15 protein-coding genes and 1 pseudogene are annotated in these 18,401 nt (G+C 71.4%); 11 read left to right on the forward strand and 5 right to left on the reverse strand.

Features of this window, described 5'->3' with window-relative positions; genetic code table 11:
* The first annotated feature begins 139 nt into the window (after window positions 1–139).
* Entirely contained in the window at window positions 140–1,111 is a 972-nt protein-coding gene (locus tag ACFVV1_RS32325) for a hypothetical protein (protein WP_389996637.1), read from the forward strand.
* A gap of 3 nt (window positions 1,112–1,114) precedes the next feature.
* Here the strand turns inward: ACFVV1_RS32325 and ACFVV1_RS32330 are convergent, their stop codons facing one another.
* The 5 genes and pseudogenes from ACFVV1_RS32330 to ACFVV1_RS32350 all read right to left on the reverse strand — a co-directional run.
* On the reverse strand, window positions 1,115–1,699 hold the full coding sequence (locus ACFVV1_RS32330) for a sigma-70 family RNA polymerase sigma factor (protein WP_389996640.1): 585 nt from the start codon (window positions 1,697–1,699) through the stop codon (window positions 1,115–1,117).
* A gap of 142 nt (window positions 1,700–1,841) precedes the next feature.
* Window positions 1,842–2,597, reverse strand: coding sequence for a LamG domain-containing protein (locus ACFVV1_RS32335; protein ID WP_389996643.1), 756 nt, complete (start codon window positions 2,595–2,597; stop codon window positions 1,842–1,844).
* Window positions 2,598–3,482: 885 nt separating this feature from the next.
* The gene (locus ACFVV1_RS32340) at window positions 3,483–4,160 is read right to left on the reverse strand and encodes a hypothetical protein (RefSeq protein ID WP_389996646.1); all 678 of its coding nucleotides are present in this window, start codon (window positions 4,158–4,160) and stop codon (window positions 3,483–3,485) included.
* 850 nt (window positions 4,161–5,010) lie between these two features.
* Entirely contained in the window at window positions 5,011–6,177 is a 1,167-nt protein-coding gene (locus ACFVV1_RS32345) for a pyridoxal phosphate-dependent aminotransferase (RefSeq protein ID WP_389996648.1), read from the reverse strand.
* A 110-nt stretch (window positions 6,178–6,287) separates the two neighbouring features.
* Window positions 6,288–6,905, reverse strand: a pseudogene (locus tag ACFVV1_RS32350) (aminotransferase class I/II-fold pyridoxal phosphate-dependent enzyme); the annotation flags it as partial.
* Between the two features lie 148 nt (window positions 6,906–7,053).
* On the opposite strand from ACFVV1_RS32350, the gene ACFVV1_RS32355 reads away from it, so the two are divergent.
* The 10 genes from ACFVV1_RS32355 (at window position 7,054) to ACFVV1_RS32400 (ending at window position 18,388) form a co-directional block, all read left to right on the forward strand.
* Entirely contained in the window at window positions 7,054–7,350 is a 297-nt protein-coding gene (locus ACFVV1_RS32355) for a hypothetical protein (protein ID WP_389996651.1), read from the forward strand.
* A 329-nt stretch (window positions 7,351–7,679) separates the two neighbouring features.
* Window positions 7,680–8,201, forward strand: coding sequence for a DUF2617 family protein (locus tag ACFVV1_RS32360; RefSeq protein ID WP_389996653.1), 522 nt, complete (start codon window positions 7,680–7,682; stop codon window positions 8,199–8,201).
* An 85-nt stretch (window positions 8,202–8,286) separates the two neighbouring features.
* Entirely contained in the window at window positions 8,287–9,888 is a 1,602-nt protein-coding gene (locus ACFVV1_RS32365; RefSeq protein WP_389996656.1) for a polyamine aminopropyltransferase, read from the forward strand.
* A 114-nt stretch (window positions 9,889–10,002) separates the two neighbouring features.
* A complete protein-coding gene (locus ACFVV1_RS32370) occupies window positions 10,003–11,070 on the forward strand; it encodes a hypothetical protein (RefSeq protein ID WP_389996658.1) in 1,068 nt (355 codons plus the stop codon).
* 22 nt (window positions 11,071–11,092) lie between these two features.
* The gene (locus ACFVV1_RS32375; RefSeq protein WP_389996660.1) at window positions 11,093–11,893 is read left to right on the forward strand and encodes an aldose 1-epimerase; all 801 of its coding nucleotides are present in this window, start codon (window positions 11,093–11,095) and stop codon (window positions 11,891–11,893) included.
* 89 nt (window positions 11,894–11,982) lie between these two features.
* On the forward strand, window positions 11,983–12,522 hold the full coding sequence (gene pyrE, locus ACFVV1_RS32380) for an orotate phosphoribosyltransferase (protein WP_266747121.1): 540 nt from the start codon (window positions 11,983–11,985) through the stop codon (window positions 12,520–12,522).
* 213 nt (window positions 12,523–12,735) lie between these two features.
* Window positions 12,736–13,758, forward strand: a complete 1,023-nt coding sequence (fbaA, locus tag ACFVV1_RS32385) for a class II fructose-bisphosphate aldolase (RefSeq protein ID WP_389996663.1) — start codon at window positions 12,736–12,738, stop codon at window positions 13,756–13,758.
* Window positions 13,759–13,844: 86 nt separating this feature from the next.
* On the forward strand, window positions 13,845–15,008 hold the full coding sequence (locus tag ACFVV1_RS32390) for a MalY/PatB family protein (RefSeq protein WP_389996666.1): 1,164 nt from the start codon (window positions 13,845–13,847) through the stop codon (window positions 15,006–15,008).
* Window positions 15,009–16,260: 1,252 nt separating this feature from the next.
* Entirely contained in the window at window positions 16,261–17,781 is a 1,521-nt protein-coding gene (locus tag ACFVV1_RS32395; protein WP_389996669.1) for an MFS transporter, read from the forward strand.
* Between the two features lie 193 nt (window positions 17,782–17,974).
* Window positions 17,975–18,388, forward strand: a complete 414-nt coding sequence (locus ACFVV1_RS32400; RefSeq protein ID WP_093899369.1) for a DUF3151 domain-containing protein — start codon at window positions 17,975–17,977, stop codon at window positions 18,386–18,388.
* Window positions 18,389–18,401 lie beyond the last annotated feature (13 nt).

An 18,401-nucleotide genomic window follows, 5' to 3' on the forward strand; every position in this document is an offset into this window, starting at 1 on the left:
TGGTTCACCCGGCGCACCGGTGAACCATCCGCCGACGGGCGCCGTAGTGGCCATCGGGGGCACGGCGCAGCGACTGTGCAGCCCCCGTTCTCGACCGTCCCGGCTCCGCCGCCGGGGCGTCCCGACAAGGAGTCAGAAGATGATCTGGTACGTCCTGGCCGTGGTGCTGGGGCTGGCGCTGATCGGGGCGGTGGCCGCGCTGATCGTCACCGAGCGACGGCCCCGCCCGCCGAAGCCCGGGCGACGGCCCCGCCCGCCGAAGCCCGTCGCCGCCTCGACGGCAGTCGTGGGCCGGGAGGCGCTGGACGTGGTCAACGCGGGCCTGCGCCGGCTGACGGGCGAATGCCTGCGCTCCGGCCGGTCGCTGCCCGACCTGTACGCCGTCGTCTACTCCGAGGAGCGGCTCGCACTGCTGCTGGCCGGGGCCGAGGAGGCCGCCCCCGCGCCCTGGAGCGTCGAGGCGGACGGCGAGCGCTGGACGATCTCGCCCGACGATCTGCACCGCCCCGGCCCGGAGGGCGAACCGGCTCTGCCGTACGCGCTGACGGTGACGGTGGGCCTGGACGGACCCGACCGCGTGCTGGTCGACCTCTCCCGGGCGACGGGGCCCGTCTCGGTGACGGGTCCGGACGAGGAGGTGCGCAGCCTGGTGCGGGCCGTCGTCACCGAGGCGCTCGCCGGCCCGGTGGGGGCGCTCGCCGAGGTCACCCTGGTGGGATCCCTGGCCGACGGCCGGCTCCTTTCCGGCGACGAGCCGCGGACCTCGCGTCTGCACAACGCGGCCAGCCTGGAGGATGCGTTCGCCACGGTGGCGGCGTCGGCGGGAACGGGAGCGCCGGAGCCCGGCTCGCCCGACGTCACCCAGATTTTCCGGCTGATCGAGGGCAGCAGCCGGATCGCCGTCCAGGGCGAGGCGCCGCATCTGTTCGTCGTGGACGCCTCGCAGCTCCCGCGGCGGGAGGGGGCACTGGCCGGTCTGCGGCGCGGGGACGCGCTGCTGGTGGTCGGCGAGGCACCCACGGGGTGGCGCTGGCGTGCCGGCGCGGGCGGATCGCTCGACACCGGGCCGCTCGGCCTGGAGATCACCCGGCACGCGGGACGTATGGCATAAGTGTCATCCGGCCTCGCGGTACAGGTCGCCCGCGTACAGCCCGCGGCTGTGCAGTGCCTCGCGCAGGGCGCGGGCGGCGTAGAACGTCCGGGACTTGACGGTGCCCGGCGGCACGCCGAGGACCTTGGCCGTCTGGTTGACGCTGCGTCCCAGGTAGTGCACGTGCAGCAGGACCTCGCGCTGTGCCGGCCGCAGGTCCCGCAGGGCGTCGATGAGCACCTGCGAGGTGAGCATGTGGTCCACGCCGTCGGACACCAGCAGGTGGGCGAGTTCGGGGTCACCGGTCTCCGGTGGTCTGGCCTGGCGGGCCCGGTGGCCGTCGATGACCAGATGGCGCAGCGCGGTGAACAGCCAGGGCCGTACCGAATCCGTGGTCGGGTCGAGTTCCTCGGCGTGCCGCCAGGCGCGTATCGCGACTTCCTGGACGACGTCCTCGGCGCGGTGCCAGTCGCCCTCCAGCCGCCGTGCGGCGAACTGCAGCAACGCGCTGCCGTGGAAGTGGTAGAGCGCTCTGAGGAACTCGTCGGGGTGGGGTTCCGCGGCGCGGGGGCCAGGTATGAGGTCTTCGGACGAAGCGCTGGCCGACAAGGGCCCTTCCTCTCCGGTCGTCTGTGGGGAAGACGGGTTCCGCCGGCTGCGGGACAACCGGCAGGCGCCGCCGCGAGCCGCCGTGCGCCCGTGCGGCGCCCGTCAGCCTGCGGCGGCGGTGAACTCGCCCCGTCAGCGCCGGTCAGCCCGGTTCGCGAGAGGAAAGCGAGCCCACCTCACGGGACGTCAACTCCCGGTTGTAGGCATGTACGTCGGCGATGTCACCGTTCCAGTGGTCGGCCGCCTTCCCATCGAACTTGCCGCGTCCGATCACCACAGTGCCAGTGGGTTTCACGCTGCTGGAGGCCACCCTGGTTCCCGCGAGCCGGCCGTCCACGTAGACCTGCATCCGGTGGTCCTTCTGACTGTACGTGCCGGTCAGGTGGTACCAGCGGCCGGGCTGCGGCTTCTCGGGCGTCTTCGCGACCGTACGGGCACCGCTGAAACTGAAGGCGAAGTTCCCGTCCGGGCCGGAGTACTGGAGGAAGAACGTGCTGATCCGGTCGCCGTCCTGGGACAGGGCGGTGTGGATGCCGGTCATGCCCTGGGGGGTGAGGCGCACCCGCGCGGCGACCGAGTAGTCCTTGCCCACGGTGTCGAGCCGGGTGTTGGAGTCCGCGTATCCGCTGGTGCCGTCCAGTTGCAAGGAGCCGCCCTCGGGGCCGTCGGTCCACTGCGTGCCGCCCCTGACCACGGCGTCGTGCTCGCCGGCCTTCGCGGTGCCGGACTGGTGCAGGGGCCACCAGCCGAGGCCCTGCAGCGACTCGGCGTCGCCACCCGGTTTCGCCCCGGCCTGTTCCTTCCCGGAGTCCTGGCCGCGCACCAGTTGGACGACGACGAAGGCCAGCGCGACGGTCAATACGGTGATCGTGGTGATAAGCGGCCATCTGCGCGGCATGAATTTCCTCAGGAGGTGCGGCATAAATGTGTCACTGGTGATTACGCGTCCGATCCGGAAGTGGTTCGGTGTGCACGTAAGTTGTGACAGGCCTGTGAGACAGCGGACCTGTCCGCCCCTGGATGTGCGCCGGTGCGCCGGGAGATGCGGCGACGCCTTGTCCGGGGCAGTGGAACATGGGGAGTTGCGACGTTCCGGCGGCGCGGGCGCATCGTCCGCCAACCGTTCCCGAGTGTTCACGACGCGGTCGCCGGCGTCCGCCGTCCTTCCCCGGCCGTTCACCTGTGTGCGGTGGGGTGCGGGGTGTGTCCCGTGGAATCCGCTCAAACTCCGTTACGGCTGCCGGTGAACGGTACGGCGGGCACGCCGAGGGACTTCGGGACGGGCAGACCGGGGGCTGTTTGTAAGCACTTGTTTTGGGACCAGGGTTCCGAGTTCTTTTGGCCCCGGTCCTGGCAGGTCGGGGGCGCTCAAGGGGTGGTTCGCGCCCACATTTGCGAGTTCTTTTGGCTCCACCACGATCGGGTGGTTGTCATGGCCTTTGGCGGGCGGCAGGGCGATGGCGCAGGGGCTCGGGTCCTGCTGAACGGTGTGCCCCCGACAGGCGCGGCGGCTCTGCGGACCTCGACCCGTATTCGATCCGGGACCGATGGTTTCTCCGAGCCTCGGTGGACGACGAGGACGGGCATTGGCTCGACCAGTCGGAGAACGGCCGGGCCCAGCATGGCTGAGGCCGGCGCCCCCCTCGGGGCGCCGGCCTCGGTATGCCTGACGTCCGGCCGTTCCGCGGCTGGACAGCAGGGGCATGGCGTCACGTTCCTCGCGTTGGGGAAGAAGAGGCGTGGTGGCGGCTGTGGGGCGCCCGGGACGGGCCTGCTGTCGGCGTCAGATGTGCGTGTTCGTGGCCCACACCTGTTTCCCACCGGCCATGATGACGACGTTGCCGTCGGGCTGGATGACCAGGGTGGCGTTGGTGAAGCCGGCGGGGTTCGAGGCCCATATCGCTCGACCGGCTGCGGTGTAGATGACGAGATTGCCGTCATCCTGGAAGGCCGCCATGTTGTCCTTGCCGGAGGTGCCGGCAGCCCAGAGCACCCGCTTTTCCTGCCGGTCGTAGAGCACGAGGTTGCCGTCGGCCTGCATGCCCAGCTGCAGCCGGTCGGACTTCCAGGACGTGGCGACGTGCAGCTTCGCGACCGGCTTGATGACGACGGGCGCCGGGGTCGTCGTACGGGCCTTGTCCGCGGCGTGTTCCGGGATCTTGGCCTGGGCGGTCGTCTGCCCCGTCGGTGAGGTGTGCCTCGTGGTCCCCGTGCCGGGGATAGTGGTCCCCGTGCTGGGGTGAACCTCGGAGGGCGCCGGGCTCTTGCCCTTGCCGGCGTGCTTCTTGGGCGTCGACGACGCGGATTCCGGCCCTCCCGGCACGCCGGGGCTCGACGCGGCCGGTTTCGCCCCGGCCTGTTCCTTCCCGGAGTCCTGGCCGCGCACCAGTTGGACGACGACGAAGGCCAGCGCGACGGTCAATACGGTGATCGTGGTGATAAGCGGCCATCTGCGCGTCATGAATTCCCTCAGGAGGTGCGGCATAAATGTGTCACTGGTGATTACGCGTCCGATCCGGAAGTGGTTCGGTGTGCACGTAAGTTGTGACAGGCCTGTGAGGACGCGGACCTGTCCGCCCCTGGATGTGCGCCGGTGCGCCGGGAGATGCGGCGACGCCTTGTCCGGGGCAGTGGAACACGGGGAGTTGCGACGTTCCGGCGGCGCGGGCGCATCGTCCGCCAACCGTTCCCGAATGTTCACGACGCGGTCGCCGGCGTCCGCCGTCCTTCCCCGGCCGTTCACCTGTGTGCGGTGGGGTGCGGGGTGTGTCCCGTGGAATCCGCTCAAACTCCGTTACGGCTGCCGGTGAACGGTACGGCGGGCACGCCGAGGGACTTCGGGACGGGCAGACCGGGCGGGCCGTACCGGAGGGGAGAGTCCGCTCGGCCTGTGACCGGTGTAGGAGCCGGGTATGGCATACGCGCCGGGCCGGGCGTTCGGTCGGTCAGGCGTCCAACAGCTCGCGCAGCGTGGCCTCGCCGACGCGGAGACATTACTGCGGAGGAGCTCGGCTGACTCGGCGCACCCTGATCACCGCGGGCTGTGTCCTCACCATCGCCGGGATCGTCGTCCTGATCGCCATGGTCAACAGCTCCCCCCGGCACCCGGCCCTTCGCCCCCGGACTCCTCCGCGCCGCCCGCCCCGGCGCGTCCGGAAAGCGACGCCGCGCCAGTCGCCACCGGTCCCTCCTCTCGTGGGGACCGGTGCCGAACGGCGCAGGCGGCTCGGGACCGCGCCGGGCCGGGATACACGTAAAGCCCCTGGTCAGGTTGCTGTCCGTACGTCATTCGGGATGAAGGGGGCGCGGGTTCAAGACGCCAGGCGCCGCAGCCGACCGGCTGCCTCCTGGAGGACGTCGTCCCTCTTGCAGAAGGTGAAGCGGACCTGGCTGCGGCCGGCGTCGAGGTCGTCGTAGAACACGGAGTTGGGGATGGCGACGACGCCGCAGCGTTCGGGGAGGGCGCGGCAGAAGGCGTAGGCGTCCTTCTCACCGAAGGAGGTGATGTCGGTGGTGATGAAGTAAGTGCCCTGGGGTTGGTAGACCTCGAACCCGGCCGCGCGCAGGCCGTCGCCGAGCAGGTTGCGCTTGCGGCGGAGGTTGGTGCGGAAGCTGTCAAAGTACGAGTCCGGCAGGCGCAGCGCTTCGGCGATCGCGTACTGGAAGGGGCCCGCGCTGACGTACGTCAGGTACTGCTTGGCCGTCCGGACCGCTGAGACGAGCGGGCCGTTCGCCGTGACCCAGCCGACCTTCCATCCGGTGAACGAGAAGGTCTTGCCGGCGGACGAAATGGAGACGGTGCGCTCACGCATGCCGGGCAGGGCCGCGATGGGGCGGTGCGTGCCCTCATAGACAAGGTGCTCGTACACCTCGTCGGTGACGACGAGCAGATCGTGCTCGACGGCGAGTACGGCGATGGCGTTCTGCTCTTCGGCGGAGAGGACCATCCCGGTCGGGTTGTGCGGGGTGTTGAGGAGCAGGAGGCGGGTCCGCGGAGTGATCTTGGTCCGTAGCTCGTTCAGATCCGGGCGGAAGGACGGGGCGCGCAGGGTGAGCGGCACGCGCTTCGCTCCCGCCATGGCGATGCAGGCCGCGTAGGAGTCGTAGAAGGGCTCGAAGGCGATCACCTCGTCCCCCGGTTCGAGGAGGGCGAGCATGGTCGCGGCGATCGCCTCCGTCGCCCCTGCGGTGACCAGGACCTCCGTGTCCGGGTCGAAGCTCAGGTCGTAGAAGCGGCGCTGGTGGTCGGCGATCGCCTGACGCAGCTCCGGGATGCCCGGGCCCGGCGGGTACTGGTTGCCGCGGCCGTCGCGCAGCGCTCGTACGGCGGCCTCGCGTACTGACTCCGGGCCGTCCGTGTCCGGGAAGCCCTGGCCCAGGTTGATCGCGCCCGTCGCTGTCGCCAGTGCCGACATCTCCGCGAAGATCGTCGTCCCGAGCCCGTCCAGCCTGCGGTTCAGCAGCGGCCTGCCGCCCATGTCTCCACCATCCTCACCCGGGTATCCGTCGATTCTTCGAACGCCATCCTGGACTATGCCCGGACGGGCGCTCACGCGGCCAGTGTCCAATAGGTAGGCGAAAGGGGATTGACCCAGCCGACCTTCCAGCCGGTGAAGGAGTACGTCCTGCCGGCCGAGCCGATGGTGACGGTGCGTTCGCGCATCCCGGGGAAGCCGGCGAGCGGGAGGTGCTCGCCCTCGAAGACCAGGTGTTCGTAGACCTCGTCGGTGACGACCAGGAGATCGCGCTCGCAGGCCAGTGCGGCGATCGCGCCGAGTTCCTCACGGGTGAGGACGGTGCCGGTGGGGTTGTGCGGGGTGTTCAGCAGGATCAGCCGGGTGCGGGGGGTGACGGCGGCGCGCAGTTCGTCGAGGTCGAGGCGGTAGGTGCCGGTGGTGGCGTCGGGGTGGAGGGTGACAGGGACGCGGCTGCCGCCCGCCATGGCGATGCAGGCGGCGTACGAGTCGTCGTACGGCTCCAGGGCGAGGACCTCGTCGCCGGGCTCCAGCAGGGCCGGCAGGGCCGCGGCGATGGCCTCGGTGGCGCCCGCGGTGACCAGGACCTCGGTGTCGGGGCCGTGGGCGTCGGGGAAGCCCTGGCCGAGGTTGATGGAGCCGGTCCGTACGGCAAGCGCCGACATCTCCGCGAGGATCGTCGTGCCGAACCCGGCGAGGCGGCGGTTGAGCAGCGGTCGTCCCTGTGTCATGGCCGCCATCCTGCGCGGAAGCTCTGGAGTTGCTCAAGTCTGCTTTCGCCGTACGGGGACGAGGGCATCCCCCACTCACACAAGAAGCTGTCGGAGCAGACGGAAGCGGGGGGACCTCGCTTCGGGGGAACGGAAGGACGTGAGGTCGGTGGGGACTTTTGTCGGAGTGGTGATCGCGGCGGCGGTGATCGGACTGATCGTCTCGCTCGTGAAGGGGGCCGGGAGCAGGAAGAAGTCGCGCGGACGGAGCGTGCGCCGGGGTGCGAGCGGTGGCAGCGCCGCGGGCGGCAGCTGGTGGGCGGGCGGTGACAGCGGCGGCGGTGGCTCCTCCTGCGGCGGAGACAGCGGTCACTCGGGCGGTCACTCCGGGGGTCATTCGTGCGGCGGCGGCCACTCCTCGTGCGGTGGCGGTTCGTCGTGCGGCGGCGGGGGCGGAGGCGACTGACACGGGGCAGTCGGTCCGCGGCCGGGCAGTGCCACCGTGCCCGGTGCCCGACAGGTGCCCGGCGGGTGAACTCCCGCCGGGCACCTTTTTGTTGGGCGTTCCGCGAGAGGCCAGTGAACAGATGATCCGAGAGGCCCCCGAGGGGATGGAAACCACGGCAAGTTGGCTAAAACCGCTGTGGATGCGGCTTATTCGTGATTCCCTCGATGGAGAGAACATCCAGCCCTCGGACCCCAGTTGGACCTGATCGGGCGCTTCCCACCTCCCACGTGCATCACGTCGGAGGCGTCCCCTGTCCATGCGTCCACGCTTGTTTGCGGAGCCGACCCATGCTCACGACCCTCCAGACGGCCTATTCCGACACCCGTGCTGCTGACCTGGCCTGGGCGCTGGGGCGCGAACCGCTCCCCGCCCTGGCCGTGCTCGACCTCGATCTCGCGGGTGCCCGACTTCAACTGCGCCTCCTCGGCGCCTCCCACCAGGTGCTCCTGGAGGAGGACCGGGGCACCTGTTCCGAAACCGTCGCGTGCATCCCGGGCAGCAGCACACCGCTGCCGCTCGGTGTCTCCAAGCGGCTCGGGGAGTGGGAGTACGAGTTCGCGGCGCGCGTCGAGACGCTCTCGGCGGGCTCGTTCGCCGGGCGCGCACAGGAGCTCCTCGCGCTCGTGACCGACCATCCCCACGGTCTCGCCGGGACGTTCCCCGGCAGCCCGCACGCCTTCACCGCCATGCTCGCCCAGCGGGCCGAGGGCCAGGTGCGGTGGCGCACCTGGCATGCGTACCCGCAGGAGGGGCAGCTGGTGGTGACGCGTACCCGAGTGGGGATGCGGATTCCGGCGGCAGCACCCTAACGCGGACCCAACTCCCTTGTCAGCACGCCACTTACATCCGTGTGGGTGACAGGCGGCCACCTCTTTGTGACGTAGCGTTCGCATCATGATCGACCAGCAGATGTCGCTGCGAGGGGGGACGGCGCGTCTTCCCGTACAGCCGAGGACCGGTCGGTGTCTCGTGCTGGCCGCTGTCTTCATCTGTGCCGCCTGCGGTCTGGTGTACGAGCTCGAACTGGTGGCGCTCGCTTCCTACTTGATCGGTGATTCGGTCACCCAGGCGTCCGTCGTGCTCTCCGTGATGGTGTTCGCGATGGGCATCGGCTCGCTCCTCGCGAAACGTTTACGCAGCCGTGCCGCAGTCGGTTTCGGGCTGATCGAGGCGGTGCTCGCACTCGTCGGCGGATCCTCGGCGGTCGTGCTGTACGCGTCGTTCGCCTGGATCGGGGAGTCGCGGTTCGCCCTGGTCGGGTTCTCGCTCACGATCGGCGTCCTGATCGGTGCGGAGATCCCGTTGCTGATGACGCTGATCCAGCGGGTCGACCGGCAGGACGCGGGCGGGGCCGTCGCGGATCTGTTCGCGGCCGACTATGTGGGCGCGCTGGTCGGCGGGCTGGCGTTCCCCTTTCTGCTGCTGCCGGTGCTCGGCCAGCTCACCGGGGCGCTGTTCACCGGCGCGGTCAACGCGGCGGCGGGCGGGGCGCTGGTGCTGTGGGTGTTCCGGCGGGACCTCACTCCGCGCTCCCGGTGGCTGCTGATCCTCGTCAACGTCGCCGTGATCGCCGTGCTCGCCACCGCGACCGCGCTGGTCGACGACTTCGAGCGGGCGGCGCGGCGTGCCATGTACGGGGACGGGGTGCGGGTCGCGGTGCAGACCGGGGTCCAGGAGGTCGTGCTGACAGGGGCGGGCCGCAGCTCCCTCGACCTGTATCTGGACGGGCGGCTGCGGGTCAGCGCGCGCGACGAGTACCGCTACCACGAGGCGCTGGTGCACCCGGCGATGACCGGGCCGCGCGCCCGCGTCCTGATCCTGGGCGGCGGCGACGGCCTCGCCGCCCGGGAGGTGCTGCGCTACCCGGACGTACACGGCGTCACCCTCGTCGAGCTCGACCCGGGCGTCACCCGGTTGGCCCGTACCGACCGCGCGCTCTCGGCGCTGAACGCCCACGCGTTCCGTGATCCGCGGCTGACGGCCGTCGACGCGGACGCCTTCAACTGGCTGCGGGGGGCGCACGGCAGCTACGACGTGGTGATCTCCGATCTGCCCGACCCCGGGATCTCCGCCGGCACGAAGCTGTACTCGGCGGAGTTCTACGGCCTGATCGCCGAGGTCCTCGCCCCGGGCGGCCGACTGGTGGTGCACGGGGGGCCGCCGGTCACCCGGCCGCGTACGTACTGGACGGTGGAGGCGTCGATGAGGGCGGCGGGCCTGCACACCCGCCCGTACCGGATCAGCGGCCGGCTCTCCGATTTCGCGGCCGGCCCCGACCGGGCCACGCACCGGGCGCGGGCCGAGGACGGCTGGGGCTTCGTCCTCGCCGGCCGGGGCGGGGCGCCCGTGCTCCGGCTCGGCCCGGGGGTGCCGAAGCTGCGGTCGCTGACACAGCCCTCGCTGGTGCGCGCGGGGCGGGACGCGGAGAGTGCCCGGCCGCGCGGGCTGCTGCCGCCGTCGACGCTGGTGCATCCGCGGTACTGGGAGGAGCGGTGAACCGGGGGCGGTGCGGGGAGGGGCGGTGGGCCGGGTCTCGTGCGCCGTGAGCCCGGCGGCTCCGCGATGCGGAATCGCTGACGGGATGGCCGGGGCTGAGTAGGCTCGGTTTCCATGGAGCATGAGGTGTTCGTTCCGGTTCCGGTCCCGTCCCTTCGGCGGACGCTGGGGGATCCCGCCCGCGTCGCGCGCTGCGTACCGGGGCTCCAGCAGGACGCCGACGCGTCCGCGGGCCCGCTGTCCGGCCGGCTCAGGATCCGGGTCGACGGCCACACGATCACGTACCGCGGTGCATTGCGGTTCACCGCCTCCCCGCAGGACGGTCCGGACGGGGCCGGGATCCTGGTGACGGGCGAGGGCGTCGAGGCCCGGGGCACCGGCTCGGCGAAGCTGGCCCTGACGATCGGCCTGACGCGGAAGGACGGCGGTACGGCGATCGGGTTCGCGGGTACGGCGAGCGGCGACGGCCGCATCCTGGACCTGGACCCGGCGGCGGCGCTCGCGGCGGCCCGCCGCCTGCTGGACCGCTTTGCGCAGCAGTTGGTGACGGAGACGCTGGCGGAGAGCGGTGCGGACGGCTCCGCGGGTGGTGCGGCGGCCGGCGAGGCGGTGGGCGAGGTTCTCGACGAGGCCGAGCGGTCCGTCGGGAAAGCGGTGGAACAGGCCATCGAGGAGGCGGCCGAGGAGGCCGACACGACCGACACGACCGACACGACCGACACGACCGGCGCGGCCAACGCCCGCGGTGCCGCTCCGGATGCCGCCGACTCCGGCACGGACGTCGCTGACGCCGCTGCCGCCGATGTCATCGGCGCCGATGACGATGCCGATGTCACCGGCGCGGATGACGCCGCTGCCGACGAGGCGCCCGCCGACGAGAAGTCCCCGGGCACGGGCTCCGTGTTCGACGCCCCCGTTCCCCCGCCGTCGCTCGACCCCCAGGCAGAGGTGGAGTTCACCGTCCCCGACAGCCCCCCGGCCGAGGCCGCGCACGCCAGGCGGACCATGATCGGCCGCAGCGCCGAGGAGGTCGACCACGCGCCGCCGCGCGGCCGGTACGCGCCCGTACCGTCACCCGATTCGACCACCGCGGGCGCCACACTCCGCTGGGTCGCTCCCGCCGCGGCGCTGGCGCTCGCGTCGGCGGTCGTGGTGAGCCGGGCGCTGAGGCGGCGGAGGTAGCTGCGCCAGTAATGTCGGTCGGGTGAGTAGCAGCAAGAAGGACGTCCGGCTGTCCGTCGGCGACGCAGAGTTGACCGTGAGCCCCGACAACGGCTGTCGCATCAGCAGCCTGCGGATCGGTGGCACCGAGTTGCTGCGGCAGGGGGAGCGGTACGGCTGCTTCCCGATGGTGCCGTGGTGCGGGCGCACCGAGAACGGGCTCTTCCACAACGGCGGCGTCCCGCACCGGTTGCCGCTGAACTCCCCGCCGCACGCCATCCACGGCACCGGCAGGGACACGGCCTGGAGCACCGCCCGGGTGGGCGAGCGGGAGGCCGCGTTCTATTACGACCTCGCCGACCCCTGGCCGTATCCGGGCCGGGTGACCCAGACGGTCGAGCTGGCCGAGAACTCGCTCACGCTCGCCTTCGGCATCGAGACGTACGGGGATTCGTTCCCGGCGCAGGCCGGCTGGCACCCCTGGTTCCTGCGCGATCCCGGCGGCGGTGGCAAGGACGTACAGCTGACCTTCGATGCGGCCTGGCAGGAGGAGCGGGGCGAGAACCATCTGCCGACCGGCCGCCGCATCCCGCCCCTGCCCGGCCCGTGGGACGACTGCTTCGGGATGCCGGACGGCGTCGATGTGACGCTCACCTGGCCGGAGCAGCTGGAGCTGACCGTGAAGAGCCGGGCCGAGTGGGTCGTGATCTACGACGAGGTGGCCGAGGCGGTCTGCGTGGAGCCGCAGTCCGGTCCGCCGAACGGCCTGAACACCGCGCCCCAGTACGTCACCCCGATCGAACCGCTGGAGATCGCGACAACCTGGAGCTGGCGCAGGCTCTGATCCGGGCGTGGGCGCGGGCCGGGTCCTCCGGCGGGAGCCGTGAGACCGGTCGGCGCGGGCCGTGAAGCGGGCGCCTTAAGCTCGTAGCCATGACTGACGTACGTGCTGAGCTGCTCCAGCAGATCAAGGACAAGGCCGTGGTACACGGCAAGGTGACCCTCTCCTCGGGTCTTGAGGCCGACTGGTACATCGACCTGCGCCGCATCACGCTGGACGGCAAGGCCGCTCCGATGGTCGGTCAGGTCATGCTCGACGCCACCGCCGAGCTGGACTACGACTGCGTGGGCGGGCTGACGCTGGGCGCCGACCCGGTCGCCACCTCGATGCTGCACGCCTCCGCCGCGCGCGGGCAGGAGCTGGACGCGTTCGTCGTCCGCAAGGCGCAGAAGGCGCACGGGATGCAGCGCCGTATCGAGGGCACGGACGTGAAGGGCCGCCGCTGTCTGGTGGTCGAGGACACCTCGACGACCGGCGGTTCGCCGCTGACGGCCGTCGAGGCGGTGCGCGAGGCCGGTGGCGAGGTCGTCGCCGTCGCCACGATCGTGGAGCGGGGTGCGGCTCCGGCCATTGCCGAGGCCGGTCTCCCGTATGTCCACGCCTACACGGTGGCGGACCTCGATCTCGCCTGATGCGCAGGGTGACCTGCGGTTTTTTTCAAGGGTGGGCTGTTTCACGTGAAACAGCCCACCCTCCGCGTATACCCGTGAATCGTCTGCCCGGGCATGGGGGCGGCAGGCCAGGTGGAGCCGGAGCGAGAGTCTGGGAAGATGGGGGCGACGATGACGTCGCCCCCAGGTCAGGGAACCAGCAACGCACACCCGCACATCCCAAGGAGCGGACAGATGCCCATCGCAACCCCCGAGGTCTACGCCGAGATGCTCGACCGGGCGAAGGCAGGCAAGTTCGCCTACCCGGCCATCAATGTGACGTCGACCCAGACCCTGCACGCTGCGCTGCGCGGCTTCGCGGAGGCGGAGAGCGACGGCATCGTCCAGATCTCCACCGGTGGGGCGGAGTTCCTGGGCGGCCAGTACAACAAGGACATGGTCACGGGCGCCGTCGCCCTCGCCGAGTTCGCGCACATCGTCGCCGCCAAGTACGACGTCACGGTCGCGCTGCACACCGACCACTGCCCCAAGGACAAGCTGGACGGTTACGTACGTCCGCTGCTCGACATCTCCGCCGAGCGCGTCGCCAAGGGCCAGAACCCGCTGTTCCAGTCGCACATGTGGGACGGTTCGGCCGAGACCCTCGCCGACAACCTGGCCATCGGCCAGGAGCTGCTCGCCAAGGCCGCCGCCGCCAAGATCATCCTTGAGGTCGAGATCACCCCGACCGGTGGCGAGGAGGACGGCGTCACGCACGAGATCAACGACGAGCTGTACACGACCGTCGACGACGCGCTGCGTACCGCCGAGGCGCTCGGCCTGGGCGAGAAGGGCCGCTACCTGCTGGCCGCCTCCTTCGGCAACGTCCACGGCGTCTACAAGCCGGGCAACGTCGTGCTCCGTCCCGAGCTGCTGAAGGACCTCCAGGAGGGTGTCGCCGCCAAGTACGGCCAGGCGTCCCCGTTCGACTTCGTCTTCCACGGCGGCTCCGGTTCCACCGAGCAGGAGATCGCCACCGCGCTGGAGAACGGCGTCGTGAAGATGAACCTCGACACCGACACCCAGTACGCCTTCACCCGCCCGATCGTGGACCACGTGTTCCGCAACTACGACGGTGTGCTGAAGGTCGACGGCGAGGTCGGCAACAAGAAGGTCTACGACCCGCGCAGCTGGGGCAAGTCCGCCGAGGCGGGCATGGCCAAGCGCGTGACGGAGGCCTGCGCCAACCTGCGTTCCACCGGCACCAGGCTGAAGTAGCGGCCGGTACGAAGTGTGGCCGTGGGCCCGGTACCCCTGGGGGTGCCGGGCCCACGGCATGTCCGAGAAAGGTATGAGGGATCGCCGTGAGTTCCAGTGCGCGCTATGACTTCGACACCGTCGCCGACCGCCGGGGCACCTGGTGCGTCCAGTGGGACGGGGTCGCGGACCGGTTCGGGGTGGACGGGCTGCTGCCGTTCACCATCTCCGACATGGACTTCGAGACCGCGCCGGAGGTGCTGGACGCGCTGCGGGCCCGGCTCGACCACGGGGTGTTCGGCTACACGATGTGGCAGCAGGACGACTTCCGCTCGGCGATAGCCCACTGGTACGCGACCCGGTACGGGACCCGGATAGACACCGGACAGCTGGTGTACGGGCCGTCCGTGCTCAGCCAGCTCTCGCAGCTGCTGCAGATGTGGACGGCCGACGGCGAGGGCGTCGTCGTCCACGCCCCGACGTACGACGGTTTCCGCAAGGCGATCACCGGGCTCGGGCGCGAGCTGCGCGGCGTGCCGGTGGGGGACACGGCCGCGCTGGAACGCGAGCTCGCCCGCCCCGACAGCAAGGTCCTGCTCGTCTGCTCGCCGCACAACCCGACGGGCCGGGTGTGGACGGAGGCCGAACTGAGCCGGATGGCCGCGCTCGCCGCCCGGCACGGGGTCGCGGTGATCAGCGACGAGATCCACGCGGACTTCGTGCACGAGGGGCGCGCGCACGTGCCGTGGACGCGGGTCGGCGGTGAGGGGCGCTGGGCGCTGATCTCCTCCGCGTCGAAGGCGTTCAACTTCCCGGCGCTGACCGGCTCGTACGGGTTGATCGGCGACCCGGCCGACCGGACGGAGTTCCTGCGCCGCATGGAGACGGCGGAGGGGCTCGCCTCCCCGGCGGTGCTGTCGCTCACCGCGCACATCGCCGCGTACCGGGAGGCCGGGGCGTGGCTGGACGAGGTCCGCGCGTATGTCGCCGGGAACCTGGCGCTGGTCGCGGAACGGCTGAACGGGGCGTTCCCGGAACTGGGCTGGGAGCCGCCGCAGGCCGGTTACCTGGCCTGGATCGATCTGCGCCCGGCGGGCGTCGACGACGAGGCGTTGCAGCGGGTGCTGATCGAGCGCGAGAAGGTCGCGGTGATGCCGGGGGCGGTGTACGGGGCCGAGGGCTTCGTACGGCTGAACGTCGGGTGTCCCCGGTCCAAGGCTGAGGCGGGCGTGGAGGCGCTGATCCGGGGCGTACGGGCGGTAGCGCTCTGATCACCGGCCATCGGGCCGGACAGGCCCGGACCCGGGCCGACAGGCCGAGGAGGTTTCGCGCGCGCAGGTCCGACGTTCGTCCGAGCAGCGTGCCGGGACAGGGCAGACGCTGCCCGACGCGGCACCAGGAACTCAGCTTTCCTGCGCCGCGCGGAGGGCGGCGGAGGGCGTCGGCTTCGCGCTTCAGGAGAGCCTGATCCAGCTTCGGTAGGAGCGCACGCTTCTTCGCGGCCGAGAGCCGGCTGCCGACGACGCTGTCCGATGCGACGGTCGTGATCGCCTCCCCGGATCGGACAGCCGTGACCAGGGAAAACGTCTCGGTCTTGAACCCATCGACATTCAGAGCCCAGTACATGCGGAAACTCGCCGAGGCGTCGCCCGCGGACACCCGGTCAGGCACTCGCTCGATCTCTGCCCTGATTCGTTCGCCGGATCGGCTCAGGAAGGAAAGCGACGGGCAGGCGCCGAGTGCCTCGTCCACTGCGGCGAGGTACGAGGCCGCGCCGCCGGGGCGGTGGCTGGTGAAGGTGAGGGTCTCGACCGGCGGGGCGAAAGTCGAAGCGGATATGAAGACCCGGGCTTCGGCCACCGAGGCGGAGGAGCTGCCGGATCGGGCGTCCTGGAGCGCTCGGCACGCCGCGGGCCGGACGCCCTGGTCGGGGATGCCGGCGCCCGTCTTCGACGTGGGCTCACCGTCCACGCCGTAGCCCGGCAGCGACTCTCTCCGGGGCAGGGCGGCCGCCGGCTCTGCCGCTCCCGGCGGCCGCACGGTCACCGACGGCGACGGGGCAGGAGAAGCCGTCGACGCAGAGGAGGAAGCGTTTCCCTCACCTGAGAGGCTGTCGGGTGACCTCTGATCGGGCGGCCACGCCCTGGCACGCACGCTTCCCGCGTTGCCGAAATGCCCTAGTAGCTCCGCTACGAGGACATCCCGGCGCCTTGGAATCGCACGCACCAGACCGCGTCCGCTTCCCGACCGGAGGTCACCCGACAGCCTCTGAGGCGCAGCCACCGAGGAGAACGAGCCCGGCGCCGATGGCCGTGGCAACGAGGGAGCGGCTGCTCCGGTTGGACCACGACATGCCGCTCTCTCTGCCGGGCCGACGAATCGCACGGAGCCCAGTGGGCTGATCACCCGCAGGCGACCCCCTTGCGAATCTCGCGAATCTTCCAGGTCGGAGCAGCGAGGGACGGCTGTCCGCCCCGCGGATCCGGACTGGCCGCGCGGACGGGGAGCGGGGATGCTGCTCACATGGGCGAGACAACCGCCGGTGGGATCCGTGTCGCCTCCGCACTCGGACGCTGGGTCATCCTCACCACCGTCCTCGGCTCCAGCATGGCCATGCTCGACTCCACCGTCATCAACGTCGCCCTGCCCCGCATCGGCAAGGACCTCGGCACCGACCTGGCCGCCCTCCAGTGGACCGTCAACGCCTACATGCTGACGCTCGCCGGGCTGATCCTCCTCGGGGGCGCCCTCGGCGACCGGTACGGGCGGCGGCGGGTCTTCGTCGTCGGAGTCGTCTGGTTCGCCACCGCGTCCGTGCTGTGCGGCATCGCGCCGAACGCCCCCGTCCTGATCGCCGCCCGCGCCCTCCAGGGCATCGGCGGGGCGCTCCTCACCCCCGGTTCGCTGGCGCTGATCCAGGCGAGCTTCCATCCGGACGACCGGGCCCGCGCCGTCGGGCTGTGGTCGGGGCTCGGCGGGGTCGGCGCCGCCGTCGGGCCGTTCGTCGGCGGGTGGCTCGTCGACGGGCCCGGCTGGCGGTGGGTGTTCCTGCTCAATGTGCCGCTCGCCGCGGTCTGCCTGCCGGTGGCGCTGCGCCACGTACCGGAATCGCGTGACCCGCACGCGCGCGGGCGCTTCGACGTGCTGGGCGCCATGCTCGGCGCGCTTGCCCTCGCCCTGGTGACGTACGCGCTGATCGAGGCGCCGGGACAGGGGGCGTCCGGTGCGGTGATCGGGTCGGCCGTCGGCGGGATCGTGCTCGGGGCGGCATTCGTGCGGGTGGAGCGGCGGCGGCCGGACCCGATGCTGCCGCCGTCGGTGTTCGCGTCCCGGCAGTTCACCGTCGTCAACATCATCACCCTCTGCGTGTACGCGGCGCTCGGCGGCTACTTCTTCCTCTCGGCGATCCAGCTCCAGGTCGTGGCCGGGTACTCGGCCCTCGGCGCGGGCACGGCCCTGCTGCCCGCGACCGTGCTGATGCTGCTGTTCTCGGCGTCCTCGGGCGAGCTGGGGCAGCGCATCGGGCCCCGCATCCCGCTCACCGTCGGCCCCCTGCTCGCCGCGGCCGGAATGCTGCTGATGCTGCGGGTCGGGCCGGGATCGAACTCCGTCTCCGGCTACTTCACCGATGTGCTCCCCGCGGTCGGGGTGCTCGGCGTCGGACTCGTGACGGTGGTGGCTCCGCTCACCGCGACCGTTCTGGCCTCCGTGGAGACCGCACGCGCCGGCCTTGCCAGCGGGATCAACAACGCGGCCGCCCGCGCCGCCGGGCTGATCGCGGTGGCCGCGCTGCCGCTGCTCGCCGGGATGGGCCCGGAGGCCTACCGGAACGCCGACGAGTTCGCCGCGACGTTCCGGCGGGCCATGCCGATGTGCGCCGGGCTGCTCGTACTGGGCTCGCTGATCGCCTGGACGACCGTACGGAAGCCTGCCGTAACGGCGGACGAGGAGAAGCCGCGGCCCGAGTGCACGGTGCACTGCGGCGTCGTCGCCCCGCCCCTGGAGCCCGTGCAGGAGGAGACGGGGGAACAGGGCCCGAACTGACCCTCGACGGGGCGCCGTCGCCCCCGGCGCGGACCGGACCTTCGCGCGATGCACCTGCGTATCCCGGCGCGTACGGGCTTCTCCCGGCGCGTACGGGCTTCTCCCGGCGCGCTCGGGCACCTCCCGGCGTGAACCAGCCCTCCGTACGGCGCCCGGGTACCCCGGCGCGCAGGTGACAGGCACACTTGAACCCATGTCGATCCACGAAAACCTGCTCGGGGGACCTCCCCCGACCCACCTGCCCGACGACCCGGAGCCGCGCGAGCTGCTCGCGAACGGCACGGCCCCCGCCGATGTCGCCGCGAAGTACCCGACCTCCTCCCTGGCCTGGGCACAGCTCGCCGACGAGGCGTTCGAGGGCGGCCGCGTCATCGAGTCGTACGCCTACGCCCGTACCGGCTACCACCGCGGCCTCGACGCGCTGCGCAGGGCCGGCTGGAAGGGCCACGGCCCCGTACCGTTCGAGCACGAGCCGAACCGCGGCTTCCTGCGCGCCCTGCACGCCCTGGCGCGGGCCGCCCAGGCGATCGGTGAGCAGGAGGAGTACGAGCGCTGCTCGACGTTCCTCCGCGACTCCTCGCCGACCGCCGCGGAGACCCTCGGCTAGACGTTCACGGCTG

Origin of the sequence: Streptomyces sp. NPDC058092 (assembly GCF_042884935.1) — a bacterium.
Lineage (GTDB): Bacteria > Actinomycetota > Actinomycetes > Streptomycetales > Streptomycetaceae > Streptomyces.

Coding starts and splice junctions, on each gene's coding strand:
- ACFVV1_RS32335 (WP_389996643.1), bottom strand. CDS start 2,597: ATGCCGCGCAGATGGCCGCTTATCACCACGATCACCGTATTGACCGTC.
- fbaA (WP_389996663.1), top strand. CDS start 12,736: ATGCCCATCGCAACCCCCGAGGTCTACGCCGAGATGCTCGACCGGGCG.
- ACFVV1_RS32345 (WP_389996648.1), bottom strand. CDS start 6,177: ATGGGCGGCAGGCCGCTGCTGAACCGCAGGCTGGACGGGCTCGGGACG.
- ACFVV1_RS32395 (WP_389996669.1), top strand. CDS start 16,261: ATGGGCGAGACAACCGCCGGTGGGATCCGTGTCGCCTCCGCACTCGGA.
- ACFVV1_RS32400 (WP_093899369.1), top strand. CDS start 17,975: ATGTCGATCCACGAAAACCTGCTCGGGGGACCTCCCCCGACCCACCTG.
- ACFVV1_RS32325 (WP_389996637.1), top strand. CDS start 140: ATGATCTGGTACGTCCTGGCCGTGGTGCTGGGGCTGGCGCTGATCGGG.
- pyrE (WP_266747121.1), top strand. CDS start 11,983: ATGACTGACGTACGTGCTGAGCTGCTCCAGCAGATCAAGGACAAGGCC.
- ACFVV1_RS32365 (WP_389996656.1), top strand. CDS start 8,287: ATGATCGACCAGCAGATGTCGCTGCGAGGGGGGACGGCGCGTCTTCCC.
- ACFVV1_RS32340 (WP_389996646.1), bottom strand. CDS start 4,160: ATGACGCGCAGATGGCCGCTTATCACCACGATCACCGTATTGACCGTC.
- ACFVV1_RS32360 (WP_389996653.1), top strand. CDS start 7,680: ATGCTCACGACCCTCCAGACGGCCTATTCCGACACCCGTGCTGCTGAC.
- ACFVV1_RS32370 (WP_389996658.1), top strand. CDS start 10,003: ATGGAGCATGAGGTGTTCGTTCCGGTTCCGGTCCCGTCCCTTCGGCGG.